General features: G+C 75.3%; 19 protein-coding genes. 10 read left to right on the top strand and 9 right to left on the bottom strand.

The window, feature by feature from the left end:
* The first annotated feature begins 175 nt into the window (after window positions 1–175).
* Window positions 176–655: a nucleoside deaminase gene (locus tag VM636_RS28225; protein ID WP_030419187.1), complete on the top strand. Its 480-nt coding sequence runs from the start codon at window positions 176–178 to the stop codon at window positions 653–655.
* Between the two features lie 86 nt (window positions 656–741).
* On the opposite strand, the gene VM636_RS28220 is transcribed toward VM636_RS28225, so the two are convergent.
* The gene (locus VM636_RS28220; RefSeq protein ID WP_030419186.1) at window positions 742–1,422 is read right to left on the bottom strand and encodes a chaplin; all 681 of its coding nucleotides are present in this window, start codon (window positions 1,420–1,422) and stop codon (window positions 742–744) included.
* Between the two features lie 288 nt (window positions 1,423–1,710).
* On the opposite strand from VM636_RS28220, the gene VM636_RS28215 reads away from it, so the two are divergent.
* The 3 genes from VM636_RS28215 (at window position 1,711) to VM636_RS28205 (ending at window position 6,330) form a co-directional block, all read left to right on the top strand.
* Window positions 1,711–3,306 (top strand): alpha/beta hydrolase, encoded by a 1,596-nt coding sequence (locus tag VM636_RS28215; RefSeq protein WP_338485961.1) that lies wholly within the window; start codon window positions 1,711–1,713, stop codon window positions 3,304–3,306.
* 161 nt (window positions 3,307–3,467) lie between these two features.
* Complete coding sequence (locus VM636_RS28210; RefSeq protein ID WP_053913103.1) at window positions 3,468–4,562, top strand: chemotaxis protein; 1,095 nt, start codon at window positions 3,468–3,470, stop codon at window positions 4,560–4,562.
* A 433-nt stretch (window positions 4,563–4,995) separates the two neighbouring features.
* Window positions 4,996–6,330: a PAS domain-containing protein gene (locus VM636_RS28205; protein ID WP_030419183.1), complete on the top strand. Its 1,335-nt coding sequence runs from the start codon at window positions 4,996–4,998 to the stop codon at window positions 6,328–6,330.
* Window positions 6,331–6,400: 70 nt separating this feature from the next.
* Here the strand turns inward: VM636_RS28205 and VM636_RS28200 are convergent, their stop codons facing one another.
* Entirely contained in the window at window positions 6,401–7,906 is a 1,506-nt protein-coding gene (locus VM636_RS28200) for a hypothetical protein (RefSeq protein ID WP_030419182.1), read from the bottom strand.
* A gap of 263 nt (window positions 7,907–8,169) precedes the next feature.
* Between VM636_RS28200 and VM636_RS28195 the strand changes: the two genes are divergently transcribed.
* Window positions 8,170–9,300 (top strand): aminoglycoside phosphotransferase family protein, encoded by a 1,131-nt coding sequence (locus VM636_RS28195; RefSeq protein WP_030419181.1) that lies wholly within the window; start codon window positions 8,170–8,172, stop codon window positions 9,298–9,300.
* Between the two features lie 286 nt (window positions 9,301–9,586).
* The gene (locus VM636_RS28190) at window positions 9,587–11,518 is read left to right on the top strand and encodes an N-acetylmuramoyl-L-alanine amidase (RefSeq protein ID WP_338486476.1); all 1,932 of its coding nucleotides are present in this window, start codon (window positions 9,587–9,589) and stop codon (window positions 11,516–11,518) included.
* A gap of 22 nt (window positions 11,519–11,540) precedes the next feature.
* Here the strand turns inward: VM636_RS28190 and VM636_RS28185 are convergent, their stop codons facing one another.
* The 5 genes from VM636_RS28185 to VM636_RS28165 form a co-directional block, all read right to left on the bottom strand.
* Window positions 11,541–12,038, bottom strand: a complete 498-nt coding sequence (locus VM636_RS28185; RefSeq protein ID WP_030419179.1) for a hypothetical protein — start codon at window positions 12,036–12,038, stop codon at window positions 11,541–11,543.
* Window positions 12,039–12,150: 112 nt separating this feature from the next.
* Window positions 12,151–13,053, bottom strand: a complete 903-nt coding sequence (locus VM636_RS28180) for a universal stress protein (RefSeq protein WP_030419178.1) — start codon at window positions 13,051–13,053, stop codon at window positions 12,151–12,153.
* Window positions 13,054–13,262: 209 nt separating this feature from the next.
* Entirely contained in the window at window positions 13,263–14,762 is a 1,500-nt protein-coding gene (locus VM636_RS28175) for an acyl-CoA synthetase (protein ID WP_030419177.1), read from the bottom strand.
* Between the two features lie 107 nt (window positions 14,763–14,869).
* Window positions 14,870–16,432 carry an NAD(P)/FAD-dependent oxidoreductase gene (locus VM636_RS28170; protein WP_338485960.1) on the bottom strand — a complete coding sequence of 521 codons (1,563 nt, stop codon included), beginning with the start codon at window positions 16,430–16,432 and terminating at the stop codon, window positions 14,870–14,872.
* A 129-nt stretch (window positions 16,433–16,561) separates the two neighbouring features.
* A complete protein-coding gene (locus VM636_RS28165; RefSeq protein ID WP_338485959.1) occupies window positions 16,562–16,936 on the bottom strand; it encodes a four-helix bundle copper-binding protein in 375 nt (124 codons plus the stop codon).
* A 152-nt stretch (window positions 16,937–17,088) separates the two neighbouring features.
* Here VM636_RS28165 and VM636_RS28160 point away from each other — a divergent pair, with 152 nt between their 5' ends.
* On the top strand, window positions 17,089–17,445 hold the full coding sequence (locus tag VM636_RS28160; protein WP_338485958.1) for a DUF6479 family protein: 357 nt from the start codon (window positions 17,089–17,091) through the stop codon (window positions 17,443–17,445).
* Window positions 17,446–17,583: 138 nt separating this feature from the next.
* Window positions 17,584–19,215, top strand: coding sequence for a ubiquinol-cytochrome c reductase cytochrome b subunit (locus tag VM636_RS28155; RefSeq protein ID WP_053913107.1), 1,632 nt, complete (start codon window positions 17,584–17,586; stop codon window positions 19,213–19,215).
* Here the strand turns inward: VM636_RS28155 and VM636_RS28150 are convergent.
* A complete protein-coding gene (locus tag VM636_RS28150) occupies window positions 19,128–19,601 on the bottom strand; it encodes a cytochrome c oxidase subunit 4 (RefSeq protein ID WP_030419172.1) in 474 nt (157 codons plus the stop codon). The genes VM636_RS28155 and VM636_RS28150 overlap by 88 nt on opposite strands.
* A complete protein-coding gene (gene ctaD, locus VM636_RS28145) occupies window positions 19,598–21,277 on the bottom strand; it encodes a cytochrome c oxidase subunit I (RefSeq protein ID WP_051821232.1) in 1,680 nt (559 codons plus the stop codon). Before ctaD ends, VM636_RS28150 begins: the two co-directional genes overlap by 4 nt.
* A gap of 174 nt (window positions 21,278–21,451) precedes the next feature.
* Here ctaD and VM636_RS28140 point away from each other — a divergent pair, with 174 nt between their 5' ends.
* Both VM636_RS28140 and modA read left to right on the top strand, forming a co-directional pair.
* A complete protein-coding gene (locus VM636_RS28140; RefSeq protein WP_030419170.1) occupies window positions 21,452–21,847 on the top strand; it encodes a helix-turn-helix transcriptional regulator in 396 nt (131 codons plus the stop codon).
* 541 nt (window positions 21,848–22,388) lie between these two features.
* Complete coding sequence (gene modA / locus VM636_RS28135; protein ID WP_053913109.1) at window positions 22,389–23,219, top strand: molybdate ABC transporter substrate-binding protein; 831 nt, start codon at window positions 22,389–22,391, stop codon at window positions 23,217–23,219.
* The last annotated feature ends 55 nt before the right edge of the window (window positions 23,220–23,274 follow it).

Below are 23,274 nucleotides of genomic sequence, written 5' to 3'. Positions count from 1 at the left end.
GCCGCGGGGGTGCCGGGGGCCGGCTCCGGTGCGGTGGTGCCGGGCGCGCGGCGCGGCGGGTCGGTGGTGCCGGGGGTTCGGGCGCGGCGGGTCGGTGGTGCCGGGGCCCGGGGGCCGGCACCACAGGACGTAGGGTTCGCGGCGGAGAACGACACCCCGAGGAGGGCCCTGCGCCATGGTCGTGAAGGACACCGAACTGACGTATCTGCGCCGCTGCGTGGAACTGGCCGCCGAGGCGCTGGAGGCGGGGGACGAGCCGTTCGGCTCGGTGCTGGTCGGTGCCGACGGCACCGTGCTGGCCGAGGACCACAACCGGGTGGCCTCGGGTGACCGCACCCGGCATCCGGAGTTCGAGCTGGCCCGCTGGGCGGCGGCCCACCTGAGCGAGGCCGAGCGGGCGGCGGCGACGGTCTACACGTCCGGCGAGCACTGCCCGATGTGTGCCGCGGCGCACGCGTGGGTCGGCCTCGGGCGCATCGTGTACGTCGCCTCGTCGGAGCAACTGGTCGGCTGGCTCGACGAGCTGGGCGTGGGACGGCCCCCGGTGCGGACGCTGCCGGTCGGCGAGGTCGCGCCCGACGTGGTGGTGGAGGGTCCGGTGCCGGAGCTGACGGCGGAGATCCGCGCCCTGCACCGCCGCTTCCACGGCGCCTGAGCCACGGGGTCCGGCACGGCGGCGGACCGGCGCGGGGGGCCGCGCCGTCCCGTGTGGGGCCGGGACCGGCGCGAGGGGCGGGTCGGTCAGGCCGCCGCGTGGGGGCGGAAGCGCCGGTAGAGGACGGCACCGCCGAGGACCAGGGCCGCGCCGCCCGCGAGCAGCGGCAGCGCCTCGTCCGCGCCGGTGTGGGCGAGCGACGCCGTGGTCTGCGGCGCCGCCGCCTCCGGGGCCGGCCGGGGCACCGCGCGGTGCTCGGCGGGCGCGGACGGCTCCGGCTCCGGACGCTCCGGTACGCGGGGCCGCTCGGGACGTTCGCCGGTGGTGTTCACCGACTCGTTGCCGAAGACCGGGTTGCCGATCCCGACCACGTTCACGCTGTTGCCGGTCGCGTTGACCGGGACGTGCACCGGGAGCTGCACCCCGTTGCCGGAGAGCACGCCCGGCGAGTCCTCGGCCGCGCCCTCGGCGACCGCTCCGCCGGAGCTGCCGCCCCCCGCCCTGGCGCCGCCGTCCGAGACGTTGGCGCAGCGGTTGCCCATGGCGGGGTTGAGCAGTCCCACCACGTCGACCGTGTTCCCGCAGACGTTCACCGGGATGTCCACCGGGAGCTGGACGGTGTTGCCGGAGAGCACTCCGGGGGAACCGGCCGCGGTACCGTCCGCCGAGGCTCCGTCGGCCGCGAAGGCCGCGCACGCCGGAAGCGTCACGGCCATGGCCCCGGAGGCGGCGACGGCGAGGACACCGGTACGGGTCACCCTTCTCATCAGGTCCCTGCCTTCCAGACTTGGCTCACGGGCACTCGCCCGCACCGGGTAAACGCCGGGGCCCGGCGCCGGGTTATGGCCCCTCGGCCTTTCACCCCATCGGGTGGCCGGCTTCGAACCTGCCGTGAAGACCGACCGGCGCGGGACGCCGCAGGGGACCGGCGCACGGGGCGGCCGGGACCGGCCGGACGGCCGCCTCGGACGCCCGGAGGCGGCCCGCGCGGGCCCCGCTTATGGTGAGCGAGGGCGTCGACGACCGGTCCGCGACGGGGCGCCCGGGAGGCATCGATGCCGGCCAAGCTGTCGATAAGGTCCTCGGTCCGGCGCCGCGCGGCCACCGGCGCGCTCGGCCTGGCCCTGCTCGGCACGGGCGTCGCGCCCGCCGCCGCGCGGGACGGGGGCCCCGATCTGTCCCGCTTCTACGACCAGAAGGTCCGATGGTCGGCCTGCCGGGGGCTGGAGGTGCCGAAGGACCTCCAGTGCGGCAAGGTCACCGTCCCCCTGGACTACGCGCGGCCCGGCGCGGGCACCCTCGACCTGGCCCTCGCCCGCTACCGGGCGACGGGGCCCGCGCGCGGCTCGGTGCTGCTGAACTTCGGCGGTCCGGGCGGTTCCGGGGTCAGCGCGCTCGCCTCCGCCGGCCAGGCGTTCATGCCGCTGACCAACGGCTACGACGTCGTCGGCTTCGATCCCCGCGGTGTCGGCCGGTCCTCCCCGGTGACCTGCGGCCCGGCCACCGAGAAGATCATGGAGGCCACCGACGGGGACCGGGACATGGCCGACGCGCGGGCCGTGCTGGCCCGGCTGCGGGACGCCGCCGCCGAGTGCGCCCGGCACTCCGGGCCCGTCCTGCGCCACATCGGCACGGTCGACTCCGCCCACGACATGGACGTCATCCGCGCCGCGCTCGGCGACGACCGCCTGACCTACCTGGGCTTCTCGTACGGGACGCGGCTGGGCGCGGTGTACGCGGCCCGCTTCCCCGACAAGGTGGGCCGGATGGCGCTGGACGGTGTGGACACGCTGACGGAACCGCTGGCCGAGCAGGGACTCGCCGGGGCACGGGGCCAGCAGACGGCGCTGGAGCACTTCCTCGACTGGTGCGTCGAGGACATCGGCTGCCCGTTCGGCCGGGACGCCCGCGACGCGCGCCGCCAGGTGGTCCGGCTGGTGCGCTCGCTCGACGCGGACCCGGTGCCGTCCTCCCTCGGCCGCGAGTTCACCGGGCAGGACCTGGTGGGCGCGATGGTGCAGGGCCTGTACAGCCGGGAGCTGTGGCCCTCGATGCAGCGGGCGATCGGACAGCTCACCGACGACGGCGACACCCGGGGGCTGGAGAACTTTGTCTCGGGCGGCGTCGGCTTCCCCGTCCGGGCCGCCGGGAGCGGGCGGGACGGCGGGCTCACCGACGAGGAGGACGTCCCCCGCGACAACCTGCCCTCCGCCCTGATGGCGGTCAACTGCGCCGACGATCCCGACCGGCCCGGCGCCGAGCGGGTGCTGCGCTCGCTGGGACCGCTGCGCGAACGGTACGAGGCGGCGTCCCCGGTCTTCGGCCGCTACCGGCTCACGCAGGTCCTCATGTGCTACGGACGCCCCGCGGGCACGGACTACATCCGCGAGCGGGTGAAGGACGTGGACACGGCGAAGATGCTGCTCGTGGGCACGCGCGGGGACCCGGCGACGCCGTACCGCTGGACCGTGGAGACCGCCGAGCGGCTCGGGTCCCCGGCCGTCGTCCTCGACAACCGCTCCGAGGGCCACACCGGCTACGCCTCCTCCCGCTGCGTGCACCGCAAGGTGGACGACTACCTGCTCTACGGCACCCTGCCGCCCGACGGCAGTTCGTGCGGGCCCGAGGACGCGCGGGAGGGCACCGGCTGACCCGCCGCCGGCCCCGCGCGCACGCCGCACCGCGGGCCGCTGCCGCCCCCTGCGCCCGCGGGCCCGCGCCGCAGGCCGCGCGGGCACCGGTCCGCCGGGCCGGACACCACCCGGCGACTGCCCCGAATGCCCGATACGTCCGCCCGGCCTATGGTGCTGACATGGAGCACGAGCTGAGTCCCGCCACCCTCGCCGAACTGCGCCGGCCGCGCCCCTACCCGGCGGTGTCCCTGCTGACGCCCACCCACCGGCGCGCCCCCGACAACTCCCAGGACCCGGTCCGGCTGCGCAACGTCGTCGCCGAGGCCAAGCGGCGTCTGGAGGAGGATCCGGCGGTCACCCGGGAGCGCCGCACCGAGGTCTCCCGGGAACTGGACCGCGCCCTGGCCGAGGTCGACCTGACGTACGCCGAGGACGGGCTGGCGATCTTCGCCGCCCCGGGCGAGCACCAGGTCTGGACCCTCACCCGTCCGGTGCCCGAGCGCGTCGTGCTCTCGGACACCTTCCTGACCCGCAACCTCGTCGCCGCGCACGCCGCGGGTCGCCCGTACTGGGTGCTGTCGGTCGCCGCCGACCGCGTCACCCTCTGGAGCGGGGGCCCCGAGCGGGTCGTCGAGGAGCACACCGCCGGCTTCCCGATGGACCGCCCGGATCCGAACTTCGACCCCGAGCGCGTGGAACGGATCGGCGACACGCCGAGCGCCTTCCGCGACGAGGACACCCGCGCCTTCCTGCGGGAGGCCGACACGGCGATGGACCGGGTGCTGCGCGCCGACCCGCGCCCGGTCTACGTCACCGGGCCGCAGCCCGCGCTCTCCCTGCTGGAAGAGGCCGGCACCGTCCTGCGCGACGCGGTGCCCGTGCCGCACGGCGGCCTCGCCCACGGCACGCCCGACTCCGTGTGGCAGGCGGTGCGCCCGGTGCTGGAGGCCGAGGCGCGCGGCGCGGCCGACGCGGTGGCCCGGGAGCTGGAGGCGGCCCGGGGGCGCAAGGACTTCGCGGCCGGCGTCGACGAGTTGTGGCGCAGCGTGCGCGAGGGCCGGGTGCGGCTGCTGGCCGTCGAGGAGAACTACCGGGTGACCGTGCGGGACGACGGCGACCACCTCGTTCCGGCGGACGACGGCGATCTGGACGCCCGGGAGGACATCGTCGACGAGATCGTCGAACAGTGCCTGGAGACCGGGGCCGAGGTCCGCTTCGTCCCGGACGGCGCGCTCGGCGCGGCCGACGGCATCGCCGGCGTGCTGCGCTACTGACGCCCGGCCGCCGGCCGTGGCATCCGGCCGGCGGCCGTGGCACCCTGTCCGCCACAGCCGCACCGCCGCCGCGGGCCCGCCGGACCGTCGCCCCGGCGCCCCTGACCGCGCTCTGCCGCCCGGCGTCACCGCATCCGGGCGGGCCGGGAGGCAGCGGCGAACACCCGTACCCCGAACGCGTGAACGAACCCGGCCGCCGCCTGCCGCGCCGACGTCATGTCGCGTAGGCCGCCTACGCCGTGACGGGCTTCGCGCGTACGCCGTTCACGCGCGGAAGTCACTCCGGGGAGACGGTGGCATATGCCGAAAGCACCCCCGTATCGTGTGTCGCCAAATCCCTTACAGGGCGTCGGGGGCTGTGCCACAGTCGTAGCGGCCCTTCCGCCAGCACCGGTCCCGCCCTGGTCGTACCCTCAGCACATCGGAGTGCGTCATGCCGTCCCACCTGTCCGCGGACCGTCCGGCCGCCCAGCCCCCGGGGCGCGGCTCGGTCGAGGCCCTGATATCGCAGGCGCGGCGGCTGCGGGGCGAGGTGGACGCCGTACGGCGGGACAGCCAGGGCGACGGTACGGACCCGCGCGGGCGCTGGCAGCGCGCCCTGTGCGATCTGGCCCTGCACCACCTGCGGGACCTCGACGACCACCTGGCCCGGCTGCGTGACGGTCCAGCGCCCCTGCCCCGGCCCTCCTCCCTGCTCAGCCGGGTCGGCAGCGCCGAGTGGAACCTGCTGACGGACGAGGCCGACTGGTCCTCCGAGCTGTACCTCATCCTCGGCCGTGACCCCGCCGAGGCACCGCTCAGCCTGGACGCGCTGCCCTCGCTGGTGCTGCCCGAGGACCGGCCCCGGCTGACCGCGATGGTCACCGACTGCCTGGTCGACGCCCGGTCGATCGAGGGCGAGTTCCGCATCGTGCGCCCCGACGGCGCCGTACGGACCGTGCACATGATGGGCGAGCCCGTGCTCGACGCCGACGGCGGCACCGCCTCGATGTGGGCGGTGCTGCGGGACGTCAGCGAACTGCGGCTGACCGAGCGGGCGGTGAGCGAGACCCACGCCTCGCTCCACCTGCCCGCGGCGCCGGTGCCCGACGCGGCCGGTGCCGAACCGGCGCCGTGGCAGGGCCTGCTGCCCTTCCCCGAGGACGGGCGGCCGGGCCTGGAACTGGCCGCCGCCCGGCTGCCGGGCCCGGCCGGCGTCACCGGGGGCACCTCCTGGTACGACGCCTGCGCGCTCACCGGCGACGACACCCTGCTGGGCGTGGGCCGCCTGGCCGCCGGGGCCGGACACCCACCGGGGCCCGCCCTGGCGATCGGGGCGCTGCGCGGCATGGCGCTGGCCGGTGTCCGGCCCGAGGAGCTGGCGGACCGGCTCGGCCTCCTGCTCGGCACCCCCGCCGGGCCGGCCCCCGGCACCGCCCTGTGCTGCGGCTTCCGCCCCGGCTCCCGCAGCCTGGTGTGGGGGCACACGGGACACCCCGCCCCGCTGCTCTTCCGCGGCGGAACGGGGCGGGTGCTGGACGGGCCGGCCACGGCCCGCCTCCACCCCGGTGACCTGCTGCTCCTGCACAGCGGCGGACCGGCGGCGGAGCATCCCGGGCACGCCTCGGCCGCCCTCGCCCACCGGCTGCTCGCCCTGGCCCCCCGGCTCCGCGGGGCCCGCTCGGCACGGGAGGTCGTGCGCTCGGTGACGCGGGAGCTGGGCGGCACGGGCGGCGGCACCGGCGGCGCGGTCGACGCCTGTGTGCTCGCCGCCCGGGTGACGGCCTGACGGACCCGGCGGCCGGCCCGCGGGACGGGGCCCGGAGCCGGCGTCCCGTCCGGGGACCGGTCACGCCGGGTCAGGCCGGGGCGGTACTGCCGCTCCCCCCTCCCCCGGGCTGCCGGGTCCTGGGCAGCGCCAGCTCGATCTCCTCGCGCAACTGCCGGATCCTCGGGTACCCGGCGTACTCGGCGGTGAGCCGGTACATCTGGCGCAGCCGGTCCCAGGTGCGCTGGGAGGAGTTGGAGCCCATCGACACCAGGGCGAGCCGCGCGTACCGGTCCGCCTGTTCGGGATCGTCGGCGATGAAGCAGGCGGAGGCCATCGACAGGTAGTCGAAGATCTTCGACCGCTGGCGGCCGTCGATCCGCAGGGCCAGCGCCTTCTCGGCGAAGTGCCGGGCCTGCGCCGCGGCCGCGGGCTCGAACTCGGCGAGCGTCCGGTAGGCCAGGGCCTGCATGCCGTAGAGGTCCTCCTCCTTGAAGGTCTGCATCCAGTCGGGGGCGGGTTCGTGCGGCCGGTCGGAGACGAAGAGGTCCTCGGCCTGGCCCAGGGTGCGGCGCATGGCCTGGCCCTTGCCCATCGACGCCTGCGCCCAGGCCTCGATGGTGAACAGCATCGCCCTGGTGCGCGGCAGCACCTCGTCGCCGGAACCGGAACGGGCGAGCTTCATCAGGTCGAGGGCGTCGTCGGGCCGGCCCAGGTGCACCATCTGCCGGGCCGCCCGCGACAGGGCCTCCCCGGCGCGCGGCCGGTCGCCCCCCTCGCGGGCGGCGTGGGCGGCGATGACGAAGTACTTCTGGGCCGTGGGCTCCAGGCCGACGTCGTGCGACATCCAGCCCGCGAGGACCGCGAGGTTGGCGGCGACACCCCACAGGCGCCGCTGGAGATGGGGCGGGTGGTGGTAGGCGAGCATGCCGCCCACCTCGTTGAGCTGGCCCACCACGGCCTTGCGCTGGAGACCGCCGCCGCGGGCGGCGTCCCAGGCGCGGAACACCTCGACGGAGCGCTCCAGTTCCTCGATCTCCTGCGACCCGATGGGGGCGGCCTCGTAGCGGTCGAACCCGGCGGGGTCGGCGTGCAGGGAGCGATGGATGTCGAAAGCGTCGGCGACCGGGTCAGGGTCGGTGTGCAGCCAGTCGTGCATGGCACTGGTGAGTGTGGAGCCCGCGGCGAGCGCGGCGCCCGCGCCCACCAAGCCGCGTCGGTTGAGCATGAGGTCCATTCCCGTGAATTCGGTGAGGACCGCGGCGGTCCGTTCGGGCGCCCACGGCACACCGTCGGGGCGTTCCTCGCCCCCGCCGCCCTGCCGTTTCCCCGCACGCCCGTGCCGGACCAGACCGAGGTCCTCGATGGTCACGACACGGCCGAGACGCTCGGTGAACAGCACCGCCAGCACCCGCGGCACCGGATCGCGCGGGATCTCCCCCATGTCGATCCACCGCCGCACCCGCGAGGTGTCGGTCGCCAGCTGGGGGTGGCCCATGGCCGCCGCCTGCCGGTTGACCAGCCTCGCGAGCTCGCCCTTGGACCAGCCGGCCAGGCCGAACAGGTCCGACAGGCGGGTGTTGGGTTCTCTGCTCACGTCAAGCCCCCAGGTTCTCGGCTGAGTTGACAGTAGCCCGGGGCAGGTTGCCGGGCGACTATTCGCCACCGTTCGCCAGGGTGCGCCAGATGGTGTGCCAGGGGCTCAGGGGTGTCAGGTAGGAATGCGCCACCCCGGCCCGGTCGCCGGGAGCCACTCCCCAGGGTGGCCGCCCGTCGACCGGCCGGGCAGCGCGACGCCTTTCGGACAGGCACCGCTTTTCAGGCAGGCACAGCAGGCACACGAAGGGATCTGTTCCGCCCATGTACGCAGCATCGTCCTCCGTGTCCGCGCCGCCGCGGCCGCCGCACCCCCGCCAGCCGGCGGCCGGCGGCCCCTACCTCGCCCCCGCGCGTCCCGCGGCCCCGGTGCTCGGGGCGGGCAGGGCGCGGCGCGGCCCCGGCGCCCAGCCGCCCAGCGGCCGGATCGACATGTCCGGCCCACAGGGGGCACCGTTGCGCGCGGCGATCGCCTCCGTGCACCGGATCTGCCCGGAGTTCGCCCCGGTGCAGGTCCTGCGGCGCAGCGCGCGGTCCGTGCTCCTGGTGGGCACGACCGGGCGCAGCACCGCGGTCGCCAAGTGTTTACTGGACCACTCCCCCGTGTGGACCGAGCGGATCAGGCACGAGATAGCGGCCTACCGCTCCTTCGTCCGGCACCGCCCGCCGGTCCGCGCGCCGCGGCTGATCGCGGCGGACCCGGACGACTGCACACTGGTGATCGAGCGGATGCCGGGCCGGCCGACGGCCCTGCAGCGGCACCCGGTGGAAGCCCCGCCGCGGGCGGACATCCGGGCGGCGCTCGGTGCGATCTGCCGGCTCAACGCCTGGCGTCCGCCGGCGGGCACCTTCGACGCCCCGCTGGACTACGCGGAGCGGATCTCCCGCTACCACGAGCAGGGGCTGTTCACCGACCGGGACCTGGGCGACCTGCAGAAGCTGCTGCACGGGATCGCCCACACCTCCGGCCGCCAGGGCATGGGCCAGTTCTGCCACGGCGACGCGCTGCTGTCCAACATCCTGATGTCGCCGGCCGGGCCGGTGCTGGTGGACTGGGAGCACGCGGGCTGGTACCTGCCGGGGTACGACCTGGCGACGCTCTGGTCGATCCTCGGTGACGCGCCCGCGGCCCGCCGCCAGATCAGCCAGATCGCCCAGTCCTCGGGTCCGGCCGCCCGCGACGCGTTCCTGGTCAACCTGATGCTGGTGCTGACCCGGGAGATCCGTACGTACGAGACGGCCGTGCAGCGGTCGATGCGGGACACCGCCCCGCCGGCGCCCGCCCACCCGGGTGCCGTGGCCACCGGTGAGGAGCAGCGGCTGCTGCTGCGGCGGCTGCACGACGACTGCCAGACGGCCCGGCGGGCCGTGCGCGCGGCGGTCGGCACGCGCTGACGGACGGACGCGCGCGGGCACGACCGCGGGGCGCCCCCTGGGAACGGGGGGCGCCCCGCGGTCTTCCGCGTGCGGGGCCGGTCCTCGGCCCGCCCCCGAACGCGCCCCGGGGCCGCGCGGCACCACGGGAATCCGGTGCCGCGTCGGCATGATTGACGGATCGTCGGATGCCGGGTACCACTGACGCACGCTCGGCCCCGCACGCCCCGCTCCGCCCCGACCGTCACTGGAGGCCGCATTGCGAGGATCCGTCACCGTCACCGAGCCCACCCCCGCCGGCCGGCGCCTGCGCGCCCCGGCCACGGCCCTCGCCGCCGCCGCGCTCCTGGTCCCGCTGCTCGGCGCGGCCCCCTCCACTGCCCGCCCGGCCGCCGGGCCCGCCGGCCCGCCGGACCGGCTCCAGCGGGCGTTCGCCGCGGCGGCGGCCGAGTACCACGTGCCGCAGAGCGTGCTGCTCGGCGTCTCCTACCTCCAGTCCCGCTGGGACGACCACGGCGGAGCCCCGAGCGTGACCGGCGGCTACGGCCCGATGCACCTCACCGACGCGCGGACCGCGACGACCGCCGGCTCCCACCACGACCGGGGCGGCGAGGACCCGCGCGGCGACGACGCCCGTCCCCGGCTCAGGCCCCGTGCCGCTCCGCTCCCGGCCGACCTGCCCGCCCGGCTGACCACCCTGCCGAGGGCGGCCGGGCTGACCGGCCGGGACCCGGCCGAGCTGCGCACCGACCCGGCCGCCAACGTGGCGGGCGGCGCGGCGCTGCTCGCCGCCGCCCAGCGCGAACTGGGCCGGGAGCCGAGCGGGGACCCGGCCGACTGGTACGGGGCGGTGGCCCGGTTCTCCGGCGCGGACGACACCGCGTCGGCCGCCGCCTACGCCGACGAGGTGTACGCCGTGATCCGCGCCGGGGAGCGGCGCACCACCGACTCCGGCCAGCGCGTCGCCCTGCCGGCCCGGCCCGCGCTCGCCCCCGACACCGCGCAGCTCGCCCGCGCGGGGCTGCGGGCGGCCTCCCGGGCCGGGACCGAATGTCCGGCATCGGTCTCGTGCGAGTGGGTCCCGGCGCCGTACCAGGAGCTGGGGGGCGACGACTACGGCAACCACGACCTGGGCGACCGGCCCGCCTCGCAGCGCATCCGCTACATCGTCGTGCACGACACGGAGGGCACCTGGGACGGCGTCCTGAACATGGTGCGGGACCCGTCGTACGTCTCCTGGAACTACACGCTGCGCTCCACCGACGGCCACGTCGCCCAGCACGTCAAGGCGAAGGACGTGGCCTGGCACGCGGGCAACTGGTACGTCAACGCGCACTCGATCGGCCTGGAGCACGAGGGCTTCCTCGCGGAACCGGACTCCTGGTACACGGAGGCGATGTACCGTTCCTCCGCGCGGCTGGTGGCCTACCTGGCCGGGCGGTACGGCATCCCGCTGGACCGGCAGCACATCATCGGCCACGACAACGTGCCGGGCCCGACCGCCGCCACCGTCCCCGGCATGCACACCGACCCGGGACCGTACTGGGACTGGCGGCACTACTTCCGGCTGCTGGGCCGTCCCTTCGAGGCGACCGGCGGCGGGAACTCCGGCGTGGTCACGATCCGCCCCGACTACGCCGCCAACCGCCCCGAGTACACCGGCTGCGAGACGGCCGGCGAGCCGTGCGCGCCGCACGGCTCGGGCGCGGTGCGGCTGCACACGGACCACGACGCGTCGTCGCCGCTGGTCGAGGACATCGGGTTGGGCAGCGCCCCCACGACCGACGTGAACGACCTGTCGTCCCGGGTGTCCACCGGCCAGCGGTTCGCGGTGGCCGACCGGTGGCGGGACTGGACGGCCATCTGGTACCTCGGGCAGAAGGCGTGGTTCCGCGACCCGTCGTCCCGCCCGGCGGCCGTGCCGGGCACGGGCCGCACGGTGACCCCGCGCGAGGGGCTGGAGAGCGTCCCGGTGTACGGGCGGGCCTACCCCGAGGCGGCGGCCTATCCGGCGGGCGTCCCCGTGCAGGAGGTGGCGCCGCTGCCCTACACCCTGCCCCGGGGCCAGCGGTACGTGGCCGGGGACAAGGTGCCGGGCCAGTACCTCTGGGCCGCCACCTTCGATCCGGCCTCCCACCGGGTGGTGACCGGGAAGGACCTCTACTACGAGATCCAGTTCGGCCACCGGATCGCCTACGTCCGCGCCGCCGACGTGCGCGTGGTGGTGGGCGGTGCCTGAGGGCGGTTTCCGAGGTGGTGCCTCAGCCCTGCTGGAACAGCTCCGGCGGAAGCGGCTTCAGCAGGGCGTACAGGTCGTCGGTGATCGGGCGGTCCCAGGCGGCGATGGTCACCAGGACGTCGTCGCTGCGGTCGAACTGCACGCAGGAGACACGGCTCTCGGAGAGTTTGAGACGGCGCACGATCAGCAGGTTGTCCCCCTGCATGACCGGCACGTCCTCGGAGCCCACGACGGTCACCTCGTCGTCGTTCTCCAGCGCCAGCAGGAGCTGGCCGACCTCGAAGGGGGCCTCCCCCTCGGGCAGGTCGCGGGCCGGTGACCCCTGCGGCAGATTGCCGATGATCATCGCGGGTCCGCGCCCGCCGAACAGGTCGTAGCGCAGGAAGACGCCCTGGCAGCTCCCGTCGGGCGCCGGCAGCAGACCGGCGCCCAGATTCCCGGGCCAGTCACCCGGATCCATGGCCAGTACGTCGAAGTCGGGCCCGGCGGGGGTGGCGCTGCGGCGGCGGAGGAACGACATGCCGCCATGGTACGTGGCCGGGCCCGGCGCGCGGCGTGCGGGCGGCGCACTCGGCGGACGTCTTCCGCGCCCCCCGGGGAGGCCCGCCGGGAGGACCCGGCGGGCCGTCGCGTCACTCCTCCGCGGGGGCGGGCGGCACGACCGCGATCGGGGCCGCCGCGTGCAGCAGGACGGCGTGGGTGACCGAGCCCATCATGCGGGCGGGGGCCAGCAGGCGCCGCCGGTGCCGGCCGACGACGACCAGGTCGGCGTCGCGGGACGCCTCGACGAGGTGGCCGGCGGCGTCGCCGGGCACGGGCAGCGCCTCGGCGCGCACCTCGGGGTGGCGTCCGCGGTAGGGGGCGAGGAGTCCGTCGGCGAGGGTGCGGGTCTCGCTCGCGAGGGAAGCCTCGTCGACGGCCGGGGCGACGATCTGTCCGGCGGCGGCCCAGCTCTGCACCGGCCAGGGGTAGGCGGCGACGACCTGGAGCCGGGCGCCGCGCCGGGACGCCTCCTCGAAGGCGAAGGTGAGGGTGGCCTCGTCGGGGCTGTCGACGTTGAGGCCGACGACCACCCGGGGGCCCTCCTGGGCGGGGGCCTCGCCGTGCACCTCGCGGCCGGGGCGGGGCACGACGACGACCGGGCAGGCGGCGTCGCGGGCGGAGGCCAGGCCGTTGGAGCCGAGCAGGAGGCTGGCGAAGCCGCCGCGGCCCCGGGAGCCGAGGACCAGCAGTTGGGCGCCGGCGCCGAGTTCCGGCAGGACCCCGCCCGGGACGCCCTCCAGGGCGATGTACTCCATCGGGGGGAGCCCGGTGCGCTCGGCGAGGTGGTGGCGGGCCTCGTCGAGCACCGGGTCCTCCCCGGTGTCCGGCGGCCCGGCCACCAGGACGTCGGCCTGCGGCCAGGCCGCGTACTGGCGCACGTGCACCACCCGCAGCGGCGCCTCGCGCAGCAGGGCGCCGTCCACGGCCCAGTCCAGGGCGCGCAGGCTGTCGTGCGAACCGTCGACCGCCGCGATGACCGGCAGGGTGCTCATGGGGTCCTCACCTCCGGAGTGCGTTCTTCCGTTCATCATCCCCCGTCCGGCGCCGCCCCCGCTCGGATGCGGGCACGCCGGGAGGGTGCCGAGGAGCCCGTGTCCGCGAAGCCCGCGGCGACACCCCTCGGGTGAGGTCGCAGCCGCCCTCGCACACGCCGGACACGACGGCGCCCCTCGTCCGGCGTGAAGATCGGGGACGGTGCCGCTCAGGCGCCGGCCAGGCCGTCCCGCAGCGCGCGTTTGAGGATCTTGCCGCTGGCGTTGCGGGGCAGCGCCTCGGCGAACAGCACCCGCTTGGGCGTCTGGAAGGCGGCGAGCCGGCCGCGGACGTGGGCGATCAGCTCCTCCTCGGTGACCTCGCCGCGCGGCACGACGACCGCGGTGACGGCCTCGATCCACCGTGCGTCGGGCAGGCCGACCACGGCGGCCTCGGCGACCGCCTCGTGGGTGTAGAGGACGTCCTCGACGTGGCGGGAGGCGACCAGGACGCCACCGGAGTTGATGACGTCCTTCACCCGGTCGACGATGGTGAAGTAGCCGTCGGCGTCCCGGACGGCGAGGTCGCCCGAGTGGAACCAGCCGTCGCGGAACGCCGCCGCCGTCTCCCCGGGCAGGCCCCAGTAGCCGTCGCACAACTGCGGGGAGCGGTAGACGATTTCGCCGGGGGTGCCGTCGGGCACGTCCGCGCCGTCCTCGTCGACCACGCGGGCGTCGACGAAGAGGACGGGCCGGCCGCAGGAGTCCATGCGGCCCTCGTGCTCGTCGGGTCCGAGGACGGTGGCCAGCGGGCCGATCTCGCTCTGGCCGAAGCAGTTGTAGAAGGCGAGGTCCGGCAGCCGGGCGCGCAGCCGCTCCAGGACCGGGACGGGCATGACGGACGCCCCGTAGTACGCCTTGCGCAGGCCGCCGAGGTCGCGGCTGTCGAAGTCGGGGCGGTTGGCCAGCCCGATCCACACCGTGGGCGGCGCGAAGAGGCTGTCCACCCGGCCGGACTCGACGAGGTCGAAGAGCACGTCGCCGTCGGGCGCGTCGAGGATGACGCCGCTCGCCCCGACCGCGAGGTAGGGCAGCAGGAAGACGTGCGTCTGCGCCGAGTGGTAGAGGGGCAGCGCGTGGGCGGGGCGGTCCCCGGCGCTCAGGTCCAGGGCGGTGATGGCGCTCAGGTACTCGTGGACCAGGGCCCGGTGGGTCATCATCGCGCCCTTGGGCAGGGCGGTGGTGCCGGAGGTGTACAGGAGCTGGACCAGGTCCTCGCCGCCCGGCTCGGGGCCGTCGTAGGGGTCGGCGCCGGCCTGCCGGGCGAGCAGCGAGTCGTCGGTGTCGCGCAGCGCCAGGGCGCGGACGCCGCCGGGCAGGCGTCCGGCGAGGGCGGGGTCGGTGAGGACGAGGGAGCTGCCGGACTGGCCGAGGATGTGGGCGAGGTCGTCGCCGGTGAGGTTCTGGTTGACGGGCACGTGGACGAGGCCGGCGCGGGCGCAGGCGAGGAAGGCGATGAGGTAGGCGTCGGAGTTGTGGCCGTAGGCGGCGACGCGGTCCCCGGGGGACAGGCCCCGCCCGCGCAGGACGGTCGCCGCGCGGGAGACGGCGGCGTCGAGTTCCTCGTAGGTCCAGGAGCGGTCGCGGTACTCGATCGCGACGCGGGCGGGGGTGCGGCGGGCGCTGCGCCGGAGCACCCCGTCGACCGTGCTGCGGTGTCCGGGCGTCATGCCTGCCGATCTTCGGTGGCCGCGGGCGCCGGGTCAAGGGATGTGCGGCGCGCGGCGCGGCCGGGGCTCCCGCGCCGCACCGCCGGGCGGGCGCGGCGGCCCGGGTGTCATCCGCCGGTGGTCTCCAGGACGGCCATCGCCGCGTTGTGGCCGGGGACGCCGCTCACCCCTCCCCCGCGCACCGCGCCCGCGCCGCAGAGCAGCACGTTGGGCCGGTCGGTCTCCACGCCCCAGCGGCCGGTGCCGTCCCCGGCGTGGGGCCAGGACAGTTCGCGGTGGAAGATGTTGCCGCCGGGCAGCCGCAGATCGCGTTCCAGGTCGAGCGGGGAGCGGGCCTCGACGCAGGGGCGGCCGTCGGCGTCGGTGGCCAGGCAGTCGGCCAGCGGCTCGGCGAGGTGGGCGTCGAGCTGGGCGAGGGTGGCGGCCAGGATGTCCTCGCGGACCCGGTCGTGGTCGTGGGCGAAGAGCCGGGCGGGGGTGTGCAGTCCGAAGAGGGTGAGGGTGTGCAGGTCCCGGGCCGTGGGGCCGAGGATGCCCGGGTCGGTGAGCGAGTGGCAGTAGATCTCGCTCGGCGGGGCGGCGGGCGGGCGGCCCGCCGACGCCTCGGCGTGGGCGGCGGCGAGGCTGCCGTACCCCTCGGCGACGTGGAAGGTGCCGGCGAACGCCTCGCGGGGGTCTGCGGCCGGGTCGCGCAGGGCCGGGAGCCGCCTCAGCACCATGTTGACCTTGAGCTGGGAGCCCTCGGCGGGCGGGGGCGGCTCGCTGCCGGTCAGGGCGGCCAGTTCGTGCGGGGAGGCGTTGACCAGGACGTGCCGGGCGGCGGCGACCCCCTCGCCGGCCGCCGTGCGGAAGGTGACCTCGGCGGTGTGCCCGTCGCTGTCGATACGGACGGCCTCGTGGCCGGTGGCGAGGACCGCGCCGGCGGAGCGGGCCGCGTCCGCGAGGGCGTCGGTGACCGCGCCCATGCCGCCGACGGGCACGTCCCAGGCGCCGGTGCCGCCGCCGATGACGTGGTAGAGGAAGCAGCGGTTCTGCCGCAGACCGGGGTCGTGGGCGTCGGCGAAGGTGCCGATCAGCCCGTCGGTGAGGACGACGCCGCGCACCAGGTCGTCGGCGAACCGTTCCTCGATCGCCCTCCCGAGCGGTTCCTCGAACAGGGCGCGCCAGGCGTCCTCGTCGTCGACCCTGCGGCGCAGCTCGGCGCGGGTGGGCAGCGGTTCGGTGAGGGTCGGGAAGACGGCTCGGGCGACGCGGCCGGTCATCGCCTGGAAGCGCCGCCACGCCTCGTACTCGCGGTCCGATCCGGTGAGCCGGGCGAAGGACTCCCGGGTGCGCGCCTCGTCGGCGCCGACGAGCAGTCCGGTGGGCCGGCCGCCGCGTTCGACGGGTGTGTACGAGGAGACGGCGCGGGCGCGCAGCCGGACGTCCAGTCCGAGGTCGGCGAGGATCTTCCGGGGCAGGAGGCTGACCAGGTAGGAGTAGCGGGAGAGGCGGACGTCGATTCCGGGGAAGGGCCGGGTGGACACGGCCGCGCCCCCGGTGTGGTCCAGCCGCTCCAGCACCAGGACGGAACGTCCGGCGCGGGCCAGGTAGGCGGCGGCGACCAGGCCGTTGTGCCCGCCTCCGACGACGACGGCGTCATGGCTGCGCGATACCCGCGGTGCGCTCATGGCTCTTGGTAGCACGGGGGCGCCGTCCCGGGCCAGGGCGCGGGGCGTGCGCGGTCGGGGGCGAGGAGGTCCGGGCAGGGCGGGCGGCCCGGGGCGGGCCACCGGGGGCCCGGGGCGCGCGGGGGCCGCTCAGCGCAGGGTGGCCAGGAAGGCGCCGCAGGCACGGGCGCAGTCCCGGCAGGCCCGCGCGCTGTCCTCGGCCCCCGGGTGGGCGTCGAAGACGTGCGCGCTCTCCAGGCAGACGCCCCTGCACCATTCGAGCTGGGCGCGGATCACGTCCTCGTCCACCTGGTTCTGGTCGGACAGCACCCGGCACGTGGCGTCGCACACCTCGGCGCACGTGATGCCCTGGTGCCGGGCGTGGTCCCGGCTCTCCGTCCCGTCCGGGTCCACCAGACTGGCCCGCAGCGCACTGGTCCTGGCGCACTCGCCGCACGCCTGGGCGCAGGCGAACCGGTCCTCCAGGAAACGGAAGAGGTCCTGCTGGGAAGTCGTCGGGTTCACACCGGGCGGGTTGCCGGGAGCCCCGCCGGGTAAACCCGGCGCGGGCCGCGCGCCCGCGGCCGGGGTGCGCGCGGCCGGCGGCGGCCGGCCGGGCCGGCCCGGTGTGGGCCGGGGGCGGGTTGGCCGCGGTCGCGGAGGGTACCCGCGCCCCCATGAACGAGGCATGGAGGGATCTCGCGGCAGGGTCCGGCGCGGCGAGCGTGGGGCTGGTGGTGGCGGCCGTCGTGGTGGTGGCCGTGCTGATCGGGGCCTTCGCGTTCGGTATCCGCCTCAAGCGGAGGGAGCCGCCGCCGCCGTCGCCCGCTGAGCAGCCACGCCTGCCCGACGAGGGGCCGGTCGGGGAGGTCCGGGAGCGGCGCGAGCCGGACGAGGTGCCCCGCGACGACGACCGGACGCTCCCGCACGAACTGCGGCACCAGGGCAGCCGGACCGCCTCCGCGCAGGAGCGGCGCCGCTGGGACGAGGGCAGCAGCGGCTCGTTCGGCAGCGGCGGTCCGGGCGGGCGCTGACCCGGCGTCGGGGTCCCGGCCGGGGGACGCGCCGGAGGGGCGCCGGCGGGGCCGGAGGAGGACCCGGCGCGCGGGCCGGGTACTCCAGCCGGGGTGGGGGCGTAGTTTCCCACGGTGGGGTGCGGGAACCCATGCGCCGTGGTGTTGAAGAGGAGGAGGGCCCGTGCCGGCGCGCGGGCCCGTCGCACGGCCGAGCGCACCGTCACCTGGGCCGACGGCCGCCTCCCCGTGTCCGAGGGCGGGGTGCTGCTGCGCAAGGCGTTCCCCGAGCACTGGTCGTTCCTGCTGGGCGAGATCGCCCTGTACAGCTTCGTGGTCCTGCTGCTGACCGGCGTGTGGCTCACCCTGTTCTTCCACCCGTCGATGACGGACGTGGTCTACGACGGCTCGTACCGGCCGCTGGTCGGGGTGACCATGTCGGAGGCGTACCGGTCGACGGTGGACATCAGTTTCGACGTGCGCGGCGGGCTGCTGATCCGTCAGGTGCACCACTGGGCGGCGCTGGTGTTCCTGTCCGCCATCGGGGTGCACCTGCTGCGGATCTTCTTCACCGGGGCGTTCCGCCGTCCGCGTGAGGTCAACTGGATGATCGGCGTGACGCTGTTCCTGCTGGCCCTCGCCGAGGGGTTCGCCGGGTACTCGCTCCCCGACGACCTGCTGTCCGGGACGGGGCTGCGCATCGCGCAGGGCATCATGCTCTCGATCCCGGTCGTGGGGACGTACCTCAGCATGTTCGTGTTCGGCGGGCAGTACCCGGGGCACGATCTGGTGCCCCGGCTGTACTCGCTGCACATCCTGCTCATCCCGGGCCTGCTGCTGGCGCTGGTCACCGTCCACCTGATCCTCGTCTTCTACCTGAAGCACACCCAGTGGGCGGGCCGGGGCCGCACCCGGCACAACGTGGTGGGCAAACCGCTGTTCCCGCAGTTCGCGGCGGGTTCCACGGGCCTGTTCTTCATGGTGTTCGGGGTCCTCACGGTGTTCGCCGCGCTGGCGCAGATCAACCCGATCTGGGTGTACGGCCCCTACCGGCCCGACACCGTCTCCGCGGGGTCGCAGCCGGACTGGTACGTCGGCTTCCTGGAGGGCGCGCTGCGGCTGATGCCGCCGTTCGAGACGTCGCTGGCCGGGCACACCCTGATGTGGAACGTGCTGGTTCCGGCGGTGCTGCTGCCCGGGGCCCTGTTCACGGTGCTGTACGCGTACCCGTTCTTCGAGCGGTGGGTGACGGGTGACCGGGAGGAGCACCACCTGTGCGACCGGCCCCGGGACGCGCCGGTGCGGACCGGGCTGGGGGTGGCCGCGATCTGCTTCTACGCGGTGCTCACCGCGGCCGGCGGCAACGACGTCCTCGCCCGGACCTTCGGCCTCTCGCTGAACCTGCTGACGTGGGTGTTCCGGGTCTGCCTGGTGGTGCTGCCGCCGCTCGCCCTCATGGTGACCAAGCGGGTCTGCCTGGCGTTGCAGGAGCGCGAGCGGGAACGGCTGGAGCACGGTGAGGAGACCGGCGAGCTGCGCCAGACGCTGACCGGCGGCTACGTGGAGAGCAGTACGCCCCTGGACGGGGAGGAGCGGCACGTGCTGCGCTCGCGCCGTGAGCCGCTGCCCCTGGCGCCCGCCCCGGCGGCGGGCGAGGAGTCGCCCGAGGTGGGACGGCTGCGGGCGACGCTGAGCGAGTGGTACTACGGAGACCGGGTGGACCCGGAGGACTCGGCGGGCGCGGAGGCGGCGGAGCCGGGCGAGGCGCCGGCGGCCGGTCCCGAGCGCTGAGCGCCCCGGTCGGCGTACTGGAAGACCAGCCCGCAGACGGCGAAGGCGAGCAGGCCGAAGCCCATCAGGACGAGCCAGAGGCCGAAGACGATGCCGTTGGCGAGGACGATGGCGCCGAGGGCGACGGTGATGGGCCACGGGCTGTGCGGTGCGAAGAACCCCAGCGGGCCGACGGCGTCGGCGACCTCGGCGTCGCCCCGGTCCTGCGCGCGCGATCCCCGCTTGCGGTACTGCACCCGCAGGAAGAAGGAGACCAGGGAGGCCATCAGGCAGGCGAGCGCGAGGGCGACGGTGCCCGCGGGCTCGGCGGAGAACCAGCCGTAGCCGGTCGCGGTGGTGGCGAAGAAGGCGGCGACTCCGGCGAACAGACGGGATTCGGTCCTCACTGGTCCTGCCTCTGGTCGGTCCGGCTGACGGCGGGGTGGTGCAGGTCGAAGGCCGGGGATTCGGAACGGACGCGGGGCAGCGAGGTGAAGTTGTGGCGCGGGGGCGGGCAGCTCGTGGCCCATTCGAGGGAACGGCCGTAGCCCCAGGGGTCGTCGCGCTCCACCCGCCGGCCGTACTGGTGGGTGTGCCACACGTTGTAGAGGAAGGGCAGGGTGGACACGCCGAGGAGGAAGGCGCCGGCGGAGCTGACGGTGTTCAGGGCGGTGAAACCGTCCGAGGGCAGGTAGTCGGCGTACCGGCGGGGCATACCGCCCTCGCCGAGCCAGTGCTGCACGAGGAAGGTGGTCTGGAAGCCGGCGAACAGCGTCCAGAAGTGGATCTTCCCGAGGCGTTCGCCGAGCATCTTCCCGGTGAACTTCGGCCACCAGAAGTAGAAGCCGGCGAACATGGCGAAGACCACCGTGCCGAACAGCACGTAGTGCAGGTGGGCGACGATGAAGTACGAGTCCGTCAGGTGGAAGTCGAGCGGCGGCGAGGCGATGAGGACACCGCTCATGCCACCGAGCAGGAAGGTCACCAGGAAGCCGCAGGACCACAGCATGGGCGTCTCGAAGGAGAGCGAGCCGTGCAGCATGGTGCCGATCCAGTTGAAGAACTTCACCCCGGTCGGCACGGCGATGAGGAACGACATCATCGAGAAGAACGGGAGCAGCACCGCGCCGGTGGCGAACATGTGGTGGGCCCAGACCACCGCGGAGAGCATGGTGATGGCGATGGTGGCGCCGACCAGGCTGACGTAGCCGAAGATCGGTTTGCGGCTGAAGACGGGGATGATCTCGGAGACGATGCCGAAGAACGGCAGCGCGACGATGTACACCTCGGGATGGCCGAAGAACCAGAACAGGTGCTGCCACAGCAGCGCCCCGCCGTTCGCCGGGTCGAGGATGTGCGCGCCGAACTTGCGGTCGGCCTCCAGCGCCAGCAGCAGCGCGGTGAGCACCGGGAACGCGGGCAGCACCAGGATCGAGGTGAACAGCACGTTCCAGGTGAAGATCGGCATCCGGAACATGGTCATGCCGGGGGCGCGCAGGCACAGGATGGTGGTGATGAAGTTGACCGCGCCGAGCGTGGTCGACAGGCCGGCCACCACCAGCCCCATGGTCCACAGGTCGCCGCCGGGCCCCGGGCTGAAGACGGCGCTGTTCAGCGGGGCGTAGGCGAACCAGCCGAAGGCCGCCGCTCCCCCGGGCGTCAGGAACCCGGACAGGACCATCAGCCCGCCGAAGAGGTACAGCCAGTACGACAGGGCGTTCAGCCGGGGGAAGGCCACGTCGGGGGCGCCGATCTGCAACGGCATGACCGCGTTGGAGAAGCCGGCGAAGAGCGGGGTGGCGAACAGCAGCATCATGATGGTGCCGTGCACGGTGAAGAGCTGGTTGTACTGGATCGCCGTGAACAACTGGAGCCCGGGGCGGGCGAGTTCGGCGCGCATCAGCAGGGCGAGGATGCCGCCGGCGAGGAAGAAGCCGAAGGACGTCGTCATGTAGAGGTTGCCGATCACCTTGTGATCGGTCGTCGTCGTCCACCGCACCAGGGCCCGCCCGAGCGTGCGCCCCGTCCGCTGCCGCGCCGGCGCGCGGCGCGGCGGCTCCTCGGTCCTGCTGTCCACCGCCATGCGGCGGAGGCTACCCACGCCCCCCACCCCGGTCCGGGGGCCACGCCGCCCGCTCCGCCACCTGGCGGTCACGTGCCGATGCGTCGGGACGGGGCCGGGGCGCCGGGAGGGGCCGGGGCGCCGGGAGGGGCCGGGGCGCCGGGGCGGGGCCGGGGATCGCCTATCTTGGCGGGCATGCAGTCGTACACGATCGGCCAGGCCGCCCGGCTCCTCGGCGTCAGTCCGGACACCGCGCGCCGGTGGGCGGACGCCGGGCGGGTGGCGACCCACCGGGACCAGGGCGGGCGCCGCCTCATCGACGGGCGGGCCCTGGCCGCGTTCTCGGTGGAGCTGGCCCAGGGCGGCGGCGCCGAGGAGGACGCGTCCTACACCTCGGTGCGCAACGCGTTCCCCGGCATCGTCACCGCCGTGAAGCTCGGGGACGTCGCCGCCCAGGTGGAGATCCAGGCGGGCCCGCACCGGCTGGTGTCGCTGCTGACCCGGGAGGCCGTGGAGGAACTGGGGCTGGAGGTCGGCATGGAGGCCACCGCCCGGGTGAAGTCGACCAACGTGCACATCGACCGCGCCTGAGCGCGCTCGGGGACCGGGGCGCGCCGCGCGGGCCGGGAAGCGGCCCGGGGCGCCCTCGTGAGGACGGGGCCCGGCAGCCCGCGGCGCGGACCACGGGCGGGGCTCGGCGAGGAGGCTGCCGGGGCCGGCAGCGGCCGTGGCGGGCGGCGCGTTCGGCGCGGCCGGAGGGAGGGGAGAAGGTGACCCGCGCCCCGGCCGGGAGAGCGGCGCGGCGACGGGCGGGCGGGCGGGCCGGGCGGCGCAGGTCGCCGGTGGGGGCGACCGCGGCCGGCGCACCGGGGGCCGTGGGTGAGCGGCGCACGGCCACCACCTCCCGGGGGCGTTGCCCAGCGGCACTCCGTGTTCCGCACATGCGAAGGCCGTCGGTCACAGACCGTGCCCATGCAAGGTGACGGGTGTCTTTCTCCTGGCATCTGCGGCATCATCGTCAGCGCGTACGCGGCCTCCGGGCCCGCCCGGCGCCGGCCGTGGTCCGGCCGGGCCCAGCCGGCGCGCGACCGTGGACGTGTGTGCCCGTCAGGACCCGTAGGAGTGAGCCGTGATGACCCGAACCGCGCGCAGGACCCGACGGACGGCGCGGAGGGCGGGCATCGGCGCCGCCGCGCTGCTGGCCCTGAGCGCCTGTTCCTCGTCCGGTGACTCCTCCGACGCCGACGCGGACTCCCCGCGCTCCGGCTCCTCCTCCGCCGGGCGGCTCTCCGGGACGGTGACCGTGTTCGCCGCCGCCTCCCTCACCGAGAGCTTCACCACGCTCGGCGAGGAGTTCGAGAAGGCGCACCCCGGCACCGAGGTCACCTTCAACTTCGGCGGCAGCGACAGCCTCGCCGCGGGCATCAACAGCGGTGCCCCGGCGGATGTGTTCGCCGCCGCCAGCACCACGACGATGAAGCTGGTCACGGACGCGGGGGCCGCCGCCGGCGAGCCCGTCACCTTCGTCCGCAACCGACTCGAGATCGCCACCCTGCCCGGCAACCCGGACAAGGTCACGGCGCTCGCGGACCTCGCCGGGCCGGATCTGAAGGTCGTCCTGTGCGACAAGCGGGTGCCGTGCGGGGCCGCCACCCAGAAGATCCTGGAGGCGACCGGTCTGGAGGTGACGCCGGTCTCCTACGAGCAGGACGTCAAGGGCGCCCTGACCAAGGTCGAGCTGAAGGAGGCCGACGCCGCGCTGGTCTACAAGACCGATGTGCACGCGGCCGGTGACAGGGTGGAGGGCGTGGAGTTCCCCGAGGCGTCCGGGGCCGTCAACGACTACCCGATCGTCCTGCTCGGGGACGCGCCGAACGCCGACGCCGCGAAGGCGTTCATCGACCTGGTCCGCTCCGAGACCGGCCGCAAGGTCCTGTCCGGAGCCGGCTTCCTGACGCCGTGACGGCCGGACCGACGGCCGCCCCGCCCGCGGGCCGCAAGCGTCATGAGCGGACGCG

The sequence above is a fragment of the Streptomyces sp. SCSIO 75703 genome (genome assembly GCF_036607905.1).
GTDB lineage: Bacteria > Actinomycetota > Actinomycetes > Streptomycetales > Streptomycetaceae > Streptomyces.
This window is presented reverse-complemented; position numbering and strand designations above follow the sequence as displayed.

Excerpts from the sequence above, each read along its gene's own strand:
- VM636_RS28225 (WP_030419187.1), top strand. The coding sequence starts at position 176 with ATGGTCGTGAAGGACACCGAACTGACGTATCTGCGCCGCTGCGTGGAA.
- VM636_RS28220 (WP_030419186.1), bottom strand. The coding sequence starts at position 1,422 with ATGAGAAGGGTGACCCGTACCGGTGTCCTCGCCGTCGCCGCCTCCGGG.
- VM636_RS28215 (WP_338485961.1), top strand. The coding sequence starts at position 1,711 with ATGCCGGCCAAGCTGTCGATAAGGTCCTCGGTCCGGCGCCGCGCGGCC.
- VM636_RS28210 (WP_053913103.1), top strand. The coding sequence starts at position 3,468 with ATGGAGCACGAGCTGAGTCCCGCCACCCTCGCCGAACTGCGCCGGCCG.
- VM636_RS28205 (WP_030419183.1), top strand. The coding sequence starts at position 4,996 with ATGCCGTCCCACCTGTCCGCGGACCGTCCGGCCGCCCAGCCCCCGGGG.
- VM636_RS28195 (WP_030419181.1), top strand. The coding sequence starts at position 8,170 with ATGTACGCAGCATCGTCCTCCGTGTCCGCGCCGCCGCGGCCGCCGCAC.
- VM636_RS28185 (WP_030419179.1), bottom strand. The coding sequence starts at position 12,038 with ATGTCGTTCCTCCGCCGCCGCAGCGCCACCCCCGCCGGGCCCGACTTC.
- VM636_RS28180 (WP_030419178.1), bottom strand. The coding sequence starts at position 13,053 with ATGAGCACCCTGCCGGTCATCGCGGCGGTCGACGGTTCGCACGACAGC.
- VM636_RS28175 (WP_030419177.1), bottom strand. The coding sequence starts at position 14,762 with ATGACGCCCGGACACCGCAGCACGGTCGACGGGGTGCTCCGGCGCAGC.
- VM636_RS28170 (WP_338485960.1), bottom strand. The coding sequence starts at position 16,432 with ATGAGCGCACCGCGGGTATCGCGCAGCCATGACGCCGTCGTCGTCGGA.
- VM636_RS28160 (WP_338485958.1), top strand. The coding sequence starts at position 17,089 with ATGAACGAGGCATGGAGGGATCTCGCGGCAGGGTCCGGCGCGGCGAGC.
- ctaD (WP_051821232.1), bottom strand. The coding sequence starts at position 21,277 with ATGGCGGTGGACAGCAGGACCGAGGAGCCGCCGCGCCGCGCGCCGGCG.
- VM636_RS28140 (WP_030419170.1), top strand. The coding sequence starts at position 21,452 with ATGCAGTCGTACACGATCGGCCAGGCCGCCCGGCTCCTCGGCGTCAGT.
- modA (WP_053913109.1), top strand. The coding sequence starts at position 22,389 with ATGACCCGAACCGCGCGCAGGACCCGACGGACGGCGCGGAGGGCGGGC.